At 73.6% G+C, this 12,340-nt stretch carries 13 protein-coding genes; 7 read left to right on the top strand and 6 right to left on the bottom strand.

Annotated elements, in window-relative coordinates; genetic code table 11:
• Window positions 1–2 precede the first annotated feature (2 nt).
• From ACQP04_RS33060 to ACQP04_RS33075, 4 genes are all read right to left on the bottom strand, one after another.
• Window positions 3–518, bottom strand: a complete 516-nt coding sequence (locus ACQP04_RS33060; RefSeq protein WP_433504381.1) for an FmdB family zinc ribbon protein — start codon at window positions 516–518, stop codon at window positions 3–5.
• Between the two features lie 92 nt (window positions 519–610).
• Complete coding sequence (locus tag ACQP04_RS33065; protein ID WP_037054598.1) at window positions 611–1,900, bottom strand: hydroxyacid-oxoacid transhydrogenase; 1,290 nt, start codon at window positions 1,898–1,900, stop codon at window positions 611–613.
• Window positions 1,897–2,709: an N-acyl homoserine lactonase family protein gene (locus ACQP04_RS33070; protein WP_037054600.1), complete on the bottom strand. Its 813-nt coding sequence runs from the start codon at window positions 2,707–2,709 to the stop codon at window positions 1,897–1,899. Before ACQP04_RS33070 ends, ACQP04_RS33065 begins: the two co-directional genes overlap by 4 nt.
• Before the next feature lie 106 nt (window positions 2,710–2,815).
• Window positions 2,816–3,541: a GntR family transcriptional regulator gene (locus ACQP04_RS33075; RefSeq protein ID WP_037054602.1), complete on the bottom strand. Its 726-nt coding sequence runs from the start codon at window positions 3,539–3,541 to the stop codon at window positions 2,816–2,818.
• Between the two features lie 225 nt (window positions 3,542–3,766).
• Here ACQP04_RS33075 and ACQP04_RS33080 point away from each other — a divergent pair, with 225 nt between their 5' ends.
• The 5 genes from ACQP04_RS33080 to ACQP04_RS33100 all read left to right on the top strand — a co-directional run bounded on the left by ACQP04_RS33080 (window position 3,767) and on the right by ACQP04_RS33100 (window position 9,044).
• Complete coding sequence (locus tag ACQP04_RS33080; RefSeq protein ID WP_156068117.1) at window positions 3,767–4,099, top strand: ANTAR domain-containing protein; 333 nt, start codon at window positions 3,767–3,769, stop codon at window positions 4,097–4,099.
• A 2-nt stretch (window positions 4,100–4,101) separates the two neighbouring features.
• Window positions 4,102–5,022, top strand: coding sequence for a 1,4-dihydroxy-2-naphthoyl-CoA synthase (locus ACQP04_RS33085; protein ID WP_433504382.1), 921 nt, complete (start codon window positions 4,102–4,104; stop codon window positions 5,020–5,022).
• Window positions 5,023–5,110: 88 nt separating this feature from the next.
• Complete coding sequence (gene menE, locus ACQP04_RS33090; protein ID WP_433504383.1) at window positions 5,111–6,262, top strand: o-succinylbenzoate--CoA ligase; 1,152 nt, start codon at window positions 5,111–5,113, stop codon at window positions 6,260–6,262.
• A gap of 133 nt (window positions 6,263–6,395) precedes the next feature.
• Complete coding sequence (locus tag ACQP04_RS33095) at window positions 6,396–8,153, top strand: hypothetical protein (protein WP_433504384.1); 1,758 nt, start codon at window positions 6,396–6,398, stop codon at window positions 8,151–8,153.
• A 9-nt stretch (window positions 8,154–8,162) separates the two neighbouring features.
• Window positions 8,163–9,044, top strand: coding sequence for a 1,4-dihydroxy-2-naphthoate polyprenyltransferase (locus ACQP04_RS33100; protein WP_433504385.1), 882 nt, complete (start codon window positions 8,163–8,165; stop codon window positions 9,042–9,044).
• On the opposite strand, the gene ACQP04_RS33105 is transcribed toward ACQP04_RS33100, so the two are convergent.
• Entirely contained in the window at window positions 9,000–9,431 is a 432-nt protein-coding gene (locus ACQP04_RS33105) for a DUF4229 domain-containing protein (protein ID WP_433504386.1), read from the bottom strand. The two genes, ACQP04_RS33100 and ACQP04_RS33105, sit on opposite strands and share 45 nt — an antisense overlap.
• A 328-nt stretch (window positions 9,432–9,759) precedes the next feature.
• Here ACQP04_RS33105 and ACQP04_RS33110 point away from each other — a divergent pair, with 328 nt between their 5' ends.
• A complete protein-coding gene (locus ACQP04_RS33110; protein ID WP_037053018.1) occupies window positions 9,760–9,981 on the top strand; it encodes a BldC family transcriptional regulator in 222 nt (73 codons plus the stop codon).
• Window positions 9,982–10,152: 171 nt separating this feature from the next.
• Window positions 10,153–10,380, top strand: coding sequence for a hypothetical protein (locus tag ACQP04_RS33115; protein ID WP_433504387.1), 228 nt, complete (start codon window positions 10,153–10,155; stop codon window positions 10,378–10,380).
• An 18-nt stretch (window positions 10,381–10,398) separates the two neighbouring features.
• Here ACQP04_RS33115 and ACQP04_RS33120 read toward each other — a convergent pair whose 3' ends face one another.
• Window positions 10,399–11,727, bottom strand: a complete 1,329-nt coding sequence (locus tag ACQP04_RS33120; RefSeq protein WP_433508485.1) for a MinD/ParA family ATP-binding protein — start codon at window positions 11,725–11,727, stop codon at window positions 10,399–10,401.
• Between the last annotated feature and the right edge of the window lie 613 nt (window positions 11,728–12,340).

Below are 12,340 nucleotides of genomic sequence, written 5' to 3' on the forward strand. Positions count from 1 at the left end.
GTTCAGTCTGACCCGCCGGGCGGAGTGGGGTTCGGAGCGGGGGCGGGCTCGCTCGTCGCGGGGGTGGCGGGCTTCTCCGCGTGGCCGTGGCCGTGGCCATGTCCGTGTCCGTGCCCGTGCCCGTGCCCCGCGACGCCCTGGCCGGGCATCGGTGCCGTGCCGGAAAGCTGGATGTCCCCGGCGCGCAGCGGCGCGTCGTGGTACTTGCCCTCGTGGGCCAGGATCGGCCGCTGGTCGCCGGCGATCTCGGGGTACTTCTCCTCGAGCTTCTGCCGGGCGTCCCAGGTCCGGCGCATCTTGTCGATGTACTCCGAGTTGCCGTCGTAGACGCCCTTCCACGTCTGCGGCATCTCGTCCTTGCTCAGGCCGGGGCTCGCCTGGCCGCCGAGCGAGAAGCCGGCCGGGACCTTGCGGGTCGTGCCGCCGCAGACGGGGCAGCCCGGGGTGGTGGTGTCGGACATGGACGCCAGGTGCTCGAAGCGCACACCGCACTCGCACCGGAAGACGTAGATCGGCACTCGAACGATCCTTCGGACTCAGGTGGCGAACGGCACTTTCGCTCACTAGGTGTGAGCGAAAGTGCCGTTCGCTCAACGGGGGTGGCGCGAGGTCACCAGTTCTCGACGGACTTCGTCAGGATGTCGGCGATGTCGTCCTCGCTCGGGGTCCGCGGGCACGTCGCGAGCAGGCGCTGCTGCTTCATCGTGCCGGGCACGAGGTCGGGGACGTCCGACTCGGTGTAGCCGACCCCGCCGATCCCGTTCGGGATGCCGATGTCCTGCATCAGCCGCACCAGCACGGACGGCAGCTGCTCCTTGGGGTCGTTGACCTTGTCGGCCCGCGGATCCATCAGCTCGGCCGCCCGCAGGTGCCGCTCGGGCGCGCTGTCGAAGGAGAACCGGAAGGCCTCCGGCGCGGTGAGCGACACGGACTGGCCGTGCGGGACCATCGGCTCGTCCGGCGGGTAGCCCTCGGGCACGTAGTCCTTGACCATGCCGGCGATCGGGTAGGCGTTGGCGTGCGGGATGTGCACGCCGGAGTTGCCGAAGCCCATGCCGGCGAAGGTCGCCGCCATCATCATGTTCGACCGCGCCTCGACGTCCTCGGCGCCGTCGTGCACGGCCTTGCGGAACGACTGCGCGATGAGGTTCATCGCCTTCTCGCACCACAGGTCCGACACGGGGTTCGAGCCGCAGTAGGTCACCCGCTCCTCGGGCTTCTTGCGGTCGAAGGTCGTGTAGTACCGCGCCGTGTAGCTCTCCAGCGCGTGGCAGACGATGTCCATCCCCGCCGAGGCCGTGACCTGCGGCGGGAGCGACATGGTGAGCAGCGGGTCGATGACGGCCAGGGTCGGGCGCAGACGCCAGTGGCTGATCCCGGTCTTGACCTTCATCGACAGGATGTCCAGCACGCACATGGCGGTGGACTCCGAGCCCGTGCCCGCCGTCGTCGGCACCGCGATCAGCGGCTTGAGCTGGCCCGGCGGCACCTTGGCGTTGCCGATCGGCTTGTTGATGTAGTCCATCAGCTCGCCGGGGTGGCTGGTCAGCAGGTTGATCGCCTTGGCGGTGTCGATCGCCGACCCGCCGCCGACGGCCACGAAGCCGTCCCACGGGCCCTGCGCCCGGGCGTACTCGGTGGCCTTGTTCATCGAGTCGTCCGTCGGTTCGACGTGCACGCCGTCGAACACCTCGGACTCGATCTCGTAGCGCTTGAGGTTGTCGGCCAGCCGCTGCGGCGCACCCAGGGCGTTGACCCCGGGGTCCGTGACGATCAGCACCCGCCGCACGCCGTACTGGCTCAGCTCGAAGCCGACCTCGTCGATCGCGCCGGCGCCGAACTTCAGGGGCGGAGCACCCCAGGTGAAGATCGTCTCCTCGGTCAGTTCGGGGGTGGTCACGTGTACGAGCCCTCCGGTGCCTTGCGCAGCTCCTTGATCTGGTTCGGGTCGTGCCCGAAGATCATCTGCGCGTTGGTCTCCTCCTGGATGCCGCGCAGCTTCTCCACGCTCTGGAACCACTGCTCCAGGTTGTTCACGATCGCCGCGGGCGCCGCGGGCGGGCCGTAGCTCTCGCCGCGGTACACCGCGTCCGAGGTGAAGATCATGGTCCCGCTGTCGGGCAGGTCGACCTGCATGGACATGCAGCCGACGGTGTGGCCCGGGGTCTGGATGAGCTTGACGCCGGGCAGCAGATCGACGTCACCGGACACGGTCTCCCAGTTCAGGCCCTCGTAGTCGGCCTTGAGGTGGGCGCCGTTGAAGTCGCCCTCGAAGTTCAGGGCGAACTCCTTCTCGCGGTCCGAGCACAGCAGCTTCGCGTTGGTGTTCTTGAACATCTGCGCGTTGCCGGCGTGGTCGAAGTGCAGGTGCGACAGCACCACGTAGTCGATCTCGTCGAGGCCGACGCCCATCTTGTTGAGCTGGGCGTCGAGGTACTCGTCGTCCTCGACCTGGTCGTAGGGGAAGAACTCCTGCAGCCCGGTGGGCTTCCACCGGGTCTCCCAGTCGCTCGGACAGCTGGTGTCCCACAGCAGCTTGCCCTCGTCGGTCTCGACGAGCACGCAGTGCGTCGGGACCTCCGTCCACGTGATCTGGGAGTCCTTCTCGGAGCGGGCACGGATGCTCACCCCGGGCTTGAGCAGCAGGAACGTGAGGTCGGCGTGCATCGCCCCGCACGGGATGACGCTGAGCTTGTTCGCAGTGGCCATCGTGGTCCCTTCGGCACTGGAGGGTCGCGCGCGTCACACGCGCGATTCCCTGGGAACCGTGGCATGTGGCATGCCACTCGTCAACGCATGGCGATGTCTCGATCGGTCAGTCCTGGTCACGGGCGGCCAGCGTCCAGTCCAGGTCGATGTCGACGGCGGCGAGTCCCGGCCCCAGGTCCGCACCCGCCTCCTGCGCGATGAGCAGCTCGGCGGTGTGCCGGACGTGCTCGCGCATCGCCTTCGCCGCGCCCTCGGCGTCGCCCGCCTCGATCAGGTCGAGGATCGCCCGGTGCTCGGCGACGATGTCGTCGAGGCTGCGCGACTCGCGGGCGGTCGACACGCCGCGGCGCAACACCATGTCGCGCAGCCCGTCGACGAACGCGGCCAGCCGCGCGTTGCCCGCGGCCTCGAGCAGGACCCGGTGGAAGCGCCGGTCGTGCTCGAACATCGTGAACTCGTCGTCCGCCTTCGCGGCCTTCTCCATGTGCGCGAACATGCGGCGCAACTCACGCTTCTGGTTCCCGTCGAGCCGCGTGACCGCGCGCCGCACCGCCGGCGGCTCCAGCAGCAGCCGCAGGGCGAAGACCTCCTCCAGGTCGTGCAGGGAGGTCAGCAGGATGCGGACGCCGCGGTTGCGCTCGAAGCGCACCATGCCCTGCTGGGCGAGCTTGATCAGGGCCTCGCGGACGGGGGTGCGGGACACCCCGAGCTGGGTGGCGAGGTTCTGCACCGAGTGGAGGCTGCCGGGCGCGAGCTCGCCGGTGATCACCGCGGCGCGGAGCGAGGCGAGGACCTGCGCGTTGACGCTCGCGGTCTCGGGGAGCTGCTTCATCCGGTGCCACCCTGCACCGGGGCGAGAGTGGCATGCGACACGTCACCGGTCAATCGGGACCCGCGGCGCCACCCGGAGGACGCGTGGCCACCACCGCGTGGACGTCCGGTCGTCCCGGGGTGTCCACTCCGGGGCGCGGCCGCCCGCTTGATAACGTCTTGCGGCGCAGGTCCAGCAGCGAGGCCCGCGGTCCCCGGTAGACCGAGACCCGCTGGACAGGTGGACATGCCCGACGACCTCGATCCGTCGCGCCCGGACGAGGCCTCTCGAGAGTCCGCGCTGCTCGAACGCGTCGAGCAGCTCGAGACCGCACTGCGCAGCCGTCCCGCCATCGAACAGGCCAAGGGCATGATCATGATGGTGCACCGCTGCGACGACGAGCAGGCCTTCCGGGTGCTGATCGCCGTCTCCCAGAGCTCGAACCGCAAGTTGCGCGAGGTCGCCGGCGAGATCGTCGCGGCGCTGCCGGCCGACAAGCCGCTCCCGCCCGACATCGCCGCGGCGTTCGACAACGAGGTGCGCAGGCTGCAGGCGGCAGAGCGCGCACTAGATTCGTGAGCGTGACCAGCGCGGCATCCGACTTCGTGTCCGAGACGTTCGATCCCGCGGCCTGGGCGGCCGTGCCGGGGTTCTCGTTCACCGACATCACCTACCACAAGGCGGTGGACTGCGGGGTGGTCCGGATCGCCTTCGACCGCCCCGAGGTCCGCAACGCCTTCCGCCCGCACACCGTCGACGAGCTCTACACCGCCCTCGAGCACGCCCGCACCAGCGCCGACGTCGGCGCCGTGCTGCTCACCGGGAACGGACCCTCCCCCAAGGACGGCGGGTGGGCGTTCTGCTCCGGCGGTGACCAGCGCATCCGCGGCCGCACCGGCTACCAGTACGCCACCGGCGAGACCGCGGACACCGTCGACGCCGGCCGGGCCGGGCGGCTGCACATCCTGGAATGCCAACGCCTGATCCGGTTCATGCCCAAACCCGTCATCGCCGTGGTCAACGGCTGGGCCGCCGGCGGCGGGCACTCCCTGCACGCCGTCGCCGACCTCACCCTGGCCTCGGCCGAACACGCCCGGTTCAAACAGACCGACGCCGACGTCGGCTCCTTCGACGGCGGCTACGGCTCCGCCTACCTCGCCCGCCAGGTCGGCCAGAAGTTCGCCCGCGAGATCTTCTTCCTCGGCCGCACCTACACCGCCCAGGACATGCACCACATGGGCGCGGTCAACGCCGTCTACCCGCACGCCTCACTCGAGGCCGAGGCGCTGCAGTGGGGCCGGGAGATCCTCGGCAAGTCCCCCCAGGCCCAACGCATGCTCAAGTACAGCTTCAACCTCATCGACGACGGCCTGGTCGGACAGCAGTTGTTCGCCGGCGAGGCGACCCGGCTGGCGTACATGACAGACGAAGCCGTCGAGGGCCGGGACTCGTTCCTGCAGAAGCGCGACCCCGACTGGTCGCCCTACCCCTGGCACTACTGACCGCGTGAGCGGCGATGGTCGCCCGGGCGACCATCGCCACTCACGAGGTCCGGGAGGCACGGGTGCCTCCGGTGGGATCCTGGGGATCATGCGGCCCCTGCACGCACTCCCGCTCGACGGCTCCCCGGAGTCGCTCGACGCCCTCGTCCACGGCCTCGACGCCGCGCTCGACGGGACCGGCCCGGCCGTGGTGCCGGGCGCGGCGACCGCGCCGGCGCCCGAGGTGCCCGAGGAGGTCGCGGTCGTCATCTCCACCTCGGGGTCCACGGGCACGCCCAAGCACGTGATGCTCAGCTCGGCGGCGCTGACGGCGTCGGCCCGGGCCACCGAGGCCCGGCTCGGCGGCCCCGCCCGCTGGGTGCTGGCCCTGCCCGCCGAGCACGTCGCCGGGGTGCAGGTGGTGCTGCGCGCCCTGCTCGCCGGCGCCCCGCCCGTCGTCCAGGACCTGCGGGAAGGCTTCCGGCCCGCCGGGTTCGCCCGCGCCACCGGCCGGCTGCCGCACGGCACCCGCCGCTACACCAGCCTGGTGCCCACCCAGCTCGGCCGGGTCCTCGACGAGGGCGGCGCCGGGATGTACGCCCTCGCGGGCTACGACGCCGTCCTGATCGGCGGGGCGGCGCTCGCCCCGGCCCTGCGTGCGCGGGCCGAGGAGGTCGGCATCCGCGTCGTCACCACGTACGGGATGAGCGAGATGTGCGGCGGGTGCGTCTACGACGGCGTGCCGCTCGACGGCGTGCGGGTCGGGCTCGCCGACGACGGCCGGCTCTCGCTCGGCGGGCCGATGATCGCCGAGGGCTACCTCGGCGACCCGGAGCTCACCGCGGCGTCCTTCGTCGACGGCATGTTCGTGACCGGCGACCTCGGCCAGTGGGTCGGCGACCGGCTCACCGTCCTCGGCCGCGCGGACGACGTGATCGTGACCGGCGGGGAGAAGATCGCGCCGGCCGCGGTGGAGCGGGTCCTCGCGGCCCAGCCCGGCGTCGGCGCGGTGTGCGTGGTGGGCGTGCCGGACCCCGAATGGGGGCAGGCCGTGGTGGCCGCCGTGGTCCCGTCGGGGGCCGGACCGGACGTCGAGGCGCTCCGCGCGGCCGTCCGGGCGACGGAGGGCCGCGCCGCCGTCCCCCGACGGGTGCGGCTGCTGCCCGAGCTCCCGCTGCGGGGCGTGGGAAAGCCCGACCGCACCGCGCTCGTCGCCCTGCTGTCCACACCCGATCCGGTGGGAGACCGCCCGAATCAGTGACGGATGGTGACACCCCATGGTGGTGCTCACTCTCCGTTGATTGACGGTTACGCCTTCATCCGATTGCCTGCCTTCCCATGCGGCACATCTTCACCTGCCGTCACAGGAACCACACGGGGGACGGGGAGCACGGATGCGGATGAGGTGGCGCGCGGGCCTGGTGATGGCCGCGGCGACGGCACTCGCGGCCGGCGGGGTCGCGCCGGCGGGCGCGAGCGGGGGCGGCTCGTCCACCACGTGGTCGGCGGACCTGGCGTCCGGCGAGGCCGCGGGGGTCACCGACGGCGGCGACGGCGTGCGGCTCGACCCGGCGACGGCCTTCTCCGCCCCCGTCGAGCAGGGTGGGATGACCGAGGACGCCGCACCGACGGGGGCGGTCCCGACCGGACTGCTCACGCTCGCCCCGCGGGATCTCGACCGGCCGACCTCGCGGGTCGACTCGGTCGTCGACGGCGACCTGCCGCCCGGGACGACGGCGTCGGTCGACGTCCGCGGGCGCACCCCGGCGGGCGGCTGGACCGAGTGGATCCCGGCGACGGCCTCGGGCGCGGACTCCGGGAGCGTCACGCTCCCGGGCTCGACGTCCGAGGTGCAGGGCCGGCTCGTGCTCACCGGCACCGTGGAGGGCACCGCGCCCACCGTGCGCGGCGTGACGCTCACGGCGGCCTCCGCCCCGGCGACCGAGGGCGGGCTCGACCTCACGGAGGGTGCCCCGTTCAGTGCCAACGTCTTCGCCACCCGTGAGGGGCTCGTCGGCGGCACGACCTCGAACGGGCACGTGATCACCGAGCGGGACCACTTCGTCGCGCTGCCCTCGCGGCGCGCCCTCTCGCCGCGCGACACCAGCGACTACTCGGTGCGGGTGTGCGCCCCCAACGGGCGCTGCGCGTTCGCGCCGGTGTGGGACGTCGGGCCGTGGAACACCCGGGACGACTACTGGAACCCGGCCGGCGAGCGCCAGGAGTGGAAGGACCTGCCCCGGGGCGTGCCGCAGGCGCAGGCGGCCTTCCGCGACGGCTACAACGGCGGCAACGACCAGTTCGGCCGCAAGCTCGTGAACCCGGCCGGCATCGACCTCGCCGACGGGGTGTTCTGGGACGCCCTCGGGCTCAAGGACAACTCGCAGGTCCAGGTCGACTACCTGTGGACGGGGTCGGTGCGGCTGTCGAAGGTCGAGTCGGACTCCGAGGACGGCACCGCGCAGGTCCGGTCCGCGCCGTCGGACGACGCGGAGGTGGTCGGCGTGGCCGCGGACACCGCCGACGTGCCGGTGCAGTGCGCCACGGGCACCGGGTCGGACGCCTGGCTGCGGATCGGCGACGGGCAGTTCCTCAGTGCCTCCGTGCTGCCGCGGGTGACGGACGTGCCGGTGTGCGAGGACGACGCGGACGACGCGGACGCCGGGGACGCCGCAGCTCCCGGGGACTCCGGGGACACTGCGGACGCCGGGGATCCGGCCGCCGGCGCTGCCGCGACCGCGGGAGACGGTTCGGCGAACGCAGGTGCCGCTGCCGTCGGGGCGGGCGCCGGTGCTGTCGGGGCGGGCGCCGGTGCTGTCGCGGCGGGCGCGGGTGCCGCCGACGCAGGAGCGGGCGCTGCCGATGCAGGCGCGGGCGCAGCCGATGCAAGCGCGGGCGCAGCCGACGCAGGCGCGGGCGCAGGTGACGGCGCGAGGGGTGTGGCGGGCCCGGTCGGGACGCCGGATCCGGCGGCGCAGGACGCGGCGAGCGCCGAGGTGGGTGGGTCCGCGGCGGTACGGGCCGGCGCCTCGACGGTCGACGGGGACCCCCGCGCCGTGCCCACCGGTTCTTCCCCCGCCCCGCCCGTGCCCACCACCGGTGCGACCACGACCGCCGAGGCGCCCCGCCCGGCGTCGACCCCCGGCGACTAGATTCAGGACGTGGCCACGCTGGCGCAGTGGGTCGAGGGTGCTCGGCCGCGGACCCTCCCGACCGCCGTCTCCCCCGTCCTGGTGGGCACCGGGGCCGCCATCGGCTCCGGCACCGTCGAGATCGGCCGCGCGGTCCTCGCACTGGTCGTCTCGGTCGCCCTGGTGATCGGGGTGAACTTCGCCAACGACTACTCGGACGGCATCCGCGGCACGGACGACGAGCGCATCGGGCCGCTGCGGCTGGTCGGCTCGAAGCTGGCCGGCCCGGTCGCGGTGCGCAACGCCGCGCTCGTGTGCTTCTCCATCGCCGCGCTGGCCGGGCTGACGCTGGTCTCGTTGAGCCGCACGTGGTGGATGATCGCCGTCGGGGCGGTCTGCATCGCCGGCGCCTGGTTCTACACCGGCGGCCGGAAGCCCTACGGCTACGCGGGGCTGGGCGAGGTCGCGGTCTTCGTCTTCTTCGGGCTCGTCGGCGTGCTCGGCACGGTCGTCACGCAGAGCGGGACGCCCGGGGCGCTCGCGATCGTGGGGGCCGTCGGCGTCGGCCTGCTGACCTGCGCCGTGCTCGTCGCGAACAACCTGCGGGACATCGCGGGCGACGAGGCGGTGGGCAAACGCACCCTGGCCGTGGTGCTCGGCGACCGCGAGACCCGCCGGTTCTACACGGCGCTGGTGCTGCTGCCCTTCCTGCTCACGCTCGGCATGGCCGTCCTCAGCTGGCCGGTGCTGCTGGGCCTGCTCGCGCTACCGCTCGCGATCGGCCCGGTCCGCCGCGTCATGGCGGGCGCCGAGGGCCGCAAGCTCATCCGCGTGCTGCGCGACACCGGCCTGCTGCTGCTGGCCTGGTCAGCGGGGACCGGGATCGGTCTCGCCCTCGGCCTGCTGGTCTGACGGCTTCCCGCCCGGCTCGTCGGCGTCGGCACGCGTCGCGGGCGCGTCCGGGCCGTCGCTCCCCTCGGGCGTGGGCTCGTCGCCACGCAGGCGCGCCCGCAGCGCGTCCCGCTGGGCACCGCGCCGCCGGCCGGACTCGGCCAGCGCGAGGTCCAGCCGGGCGCGCAGCCCGCGGAACACGACCAGCGACAGCGGCAGGGCCACCACCAGCGCCAGCAGGATCGCCAGCAGCAACGGCACACCCGCGAGCGAGAGCAGGGCCGCGATGACCGTGACCAGCCCGAGCCGCGCGACCGTGTAGAGGGCGACCGTGGCCGCCAGGCCGGGGGCCTTCCGGGAGCCCGGGCCGGCCGGGAACTGCGTGTCGGTGTCGGGGCCTGTCGCCATGACGTCGAGGGTACGACCGTCCCCGGCTTTACCGTTCGCCGCTCCGGCCCGACCGACGGGCCGCAGCGGAGGCCCCTCCACACGCCCGCGTCACGCCCCCGGTGGCACGGTGGGAGGCGGCGCAGGGACCACGCCGGGCGCGGAACCGCAGCTCAGGCCGTCCACATCCTGCGCTCAGGCCCCTCTCAGGCGGCCTCCGAGCAGCTGACCGGGTTGAACCCTCTGCCCGTTTTGCCCTTTAAGAGCCCTTTACCTCCGCCCAACCGTTCGAGTACCCGGGGTCCCCGGTGTCACGATGGCCCGGTAATCGACGATGCGGAGGCTTCGGATGTCTGCTCCGACCCAGAACTCGAACGAGCGTCTCCTCACCCCGGGTGAGGTGGCCGCCCTGTTCCGTGTCGATCCCAAGACCGTGACCCGTTGGGCCTCGGCCGGCCGGATCGGCTCGATCCGGACCCCTGGTGGCCACCGCCGCTTCCGGGAGTCCGAGGTGCGCGGCATGCTCGCGGACCTCACCAGCGAGGCCACGATCGGCGCCCAGCGCCACTGAGGTCCGCGCCGCCGGCGTCCGCCGGTGGCCCCGGTCCGCGGATCCGGGCCGGCCTCCCGCCCACCCGGATCCGCGCCCCCGGGCGCACGACCGGCCACTCCTCTCCAGGAGTGGCCTTCACCCGGGCATCGCCCCGCGCGCCGGTACGCTCGGTACCGGAGGTGGTTGGTGATGCTGTACCTCATCGCGTTCGCCGTCGCGGCCGTCATCGCGCTGCTGCTGTGGCGGGCGATGAGCGCCGACCGGGCGGACGTCCCGCGCGGGACCGGCACGACTCCCCCGGCGGCGCCGCCGCACCGGACCCGGCCGACCGGGCCGGACGACGACCCCGACTTCCTGCGCAGCCTCGACGAGTCGATGCGCCGCGACGACGACCCGCCGCCACCCTCGAAGGACTGAGCTCCCGGCTTCCCGGGCTCAGCTCGGGAAGCCGTCGGCCACCGAGGCCGCGAGCTCCAGCAGCGCCAGCCGTGTCGGCTGCGACAGGCGCTCCAGGTCGACCTCCGCGCCCTCCTCGAGGTGCGGGTCGAACGGGATCTGCACCACGGACCGGCAACGGCCGGCGAAGTGCTGCGCCACCCGCTCCAGGTCCACCGCGCCCGCCTGCCGGTGCACGTTGTTGATCACGGCGACGGCGTTGCGCACCAGGTCCCCGTGGTCGTGCGCCTCGAGCCAGTCCATGGTCGCCGAGGCGCTGCGGGCGCCGTCGATCGAGCCCGACGACACGATGATCAGCTGGTCGGCCACGCCCAGCACGCCGTACATCGCCGAGTGCATCAGACCCGTGCCGCAGTCCGTGAGCACGATGTTGTAGAAGTGCTCGAGCAGCGTGACCGTGCGGCGGTAGTCGTCCTCGCTGTACGCCTCCGATACCGCCGGGTCCTGCTCGCTCGCCAGCACCTCCAGCCGCGACGGCCCCTGGGACGTGTAGGCCCGGACGTCGGTGTACCGGCGGATCCGCTGGGCGTCCCGCAGCAGGTGCCGCACGGTCGCGCTGGTCTCCAGCGGGATCTTCTGGCTGAGCGTGCCGCGGTCCGGGTTGGCGTCGACCGCCACGACCCGGTCGCCCCGCAGCGAGGCGAACGTCGCGCCGAGGGTGGCGGTGATCGTCGTCTTGCCGACACCGCCCTTGAGGCTCAGCGTCGCGATCTTGTGGCAGCCGAGCAGGGGCTGGTTGATCCGCGTGGTCAGCTCGCGCTCGCGGATGTCCTGCGGGCTCTCGCCGGGATTGATGAGCCGCCCGGTGAGCAGGTAGAGGAAGCGCCGCCAGCCGGTGCGCGGCGGCCGCCGCCGGCTGGGCTTGAGCAGCCGCGCGGTGGACAGGTCGGCGAGGTCGGCGTCCGAGTCCGCCCGGGCCTGCTGGGCCTCCTGGGCGGCGACGGCGCCGGGGTCGGTCCAGCGCCCGACGTCCCGGATCGGCCGGTTCGGGCCGGTGGGCGGGCCGAGCGGCACGCCCCGCGGGGGTGTGCGGCCCTCCTGGGGCACGACCCGGCGCTCGCGGGCGGGCCGTTGCTCGGAGGTGCGCCACTGCGGCGGGCCGGACGGAGGGCTCGCCTGCTCGGCCTCCCGGGGCTCGGCGGGCGGGGTGGGCGGGGCGGGCGGGGCGGCGTGCGGCGCCGCACTCCGGGGAGCGCCGTTCGGGACCGGGCCGTGCGTCGCGCCGTTCGGAGCCGCGCCGTGGGGAGCAGCGCCGTTCGGAGCCGTGCCGTGGGAAGGGGCGCCGTTCGGAGCCGTGCCGTTCGGCACGGTCCCGTTCGGAGGGGCCCCGTTCGCCCCCGTGCTGTGGGAGGCGGGGCCGTGCGACGGGCCGTGCGTCGGGGTGCCGTTCGGCGGTGCGCCCGCGGGGTCCGCGTCCGGGACCGATCGGTGCTGCTCCGACCCCGTTCGCTGGGCGGGCGGCTCGGCGTGCCGGGGCTCGGCACGCTGCTCGGGCTCGGAACGCTGCTCGGGGCCGTGTCCGGGGCCCGGGTCGAGCCGCTGCTCGGGACGCTGCTCGGGGCGCTGCTCCTGCCCGGCGTGCCGGCCCTCCTGCCCGCCCGGGGCGGGGTAGGGCCCGGCCTCGTCGAGCTCGCTCTCGAGCTCGAGCAGATCGGAGCCCCAGCCGGCGTCGTCGGGCACCACGCCCCACGTCTCGTCCCGCCGGGCGCCCAGCCCGGGGTGCTGCGCGTGCGCCCCGCCCTGCTGCTCCTCGCGCCGCTCCTCGGGGGCCTGCCGCTGCGAGCGCTGGGCGTTCTGCGCCCACCGCTCCCGGACGTAGCGGCCCACGGAACCGTCGGGGTACTCGTCGGGCCCGGTCTGACTCACGGTTGCCGACGGTAGTCGCGCGAACCGCGTCGGTCGAGGTGATGAGGTGCGGCTC

The organism is Pseudonocardia halophobica, from assembly GCF_050948485.1.
Lineage (GTDB): Bacteria > Actinomycetota > Actinomycetes > Mycobacteriales > Pseudonocardiaceae > Pseudonocardia > Pseudonocardia halophobica.

Coding starts and splice junctions, on each gene's coding strand:
- ACQP04_RS33070 (WP_037054600.1), bottom strand. CDS start 2,709: ATGGCCACTGCGAACAAGCTCAGCGTCATCCCGTGCGGGGCGATGCAC.
- ACQP04_RS33075 (WP_037054602.1), bottom strand. CDS start 3,541: ATGAAGCAGCTCCCCGAGACCGCGAGCGTCAACGCGCAGGTCCTCGCC.
- ACQP04_RS33080 (WP_156068117.1), top strand. CDS start 3,767: ATGCCCGACGACCTCGATCCGTCGCGCCCGGACGAGGCCTCTCGAGAG.
- menE (WP_433504383.1), top strand. CDS start 5,111: ATGCGGCCCCTGCACGCACTCCCGCTCGACGGCTCCCCGGAGTCGCTC.
- ACQP04_RS33095 (WP_433504384.1), top strand. CDS start 6,396: ATGCGGATGAGGTGGCGCGCGGGCCTGGTGATGGCCGCGGCGACGGCA.
- ACQP04_RS33105 (WP_433504386.1), bottom strand. CDS start 9,431: ATGGCGACAGGCCCCGACACCGACACGCAGTTCCCGGCCGGCCCGGGC.
- ACQP04_RS33110 (WP_037053018.1), top strand. CDS start 9,760: ATGTCTGCTCCGACCCAGAACTCGAACGAGCGTCTCCTCACCCCGGGT.
- ACQP04_RS33115 (WP_433504387.1), top strand. CDS start 10,153: ATGCTGTACCTCATCGCGTTCGCCGTCGCGGCCGTCATCGCGCTGCTG.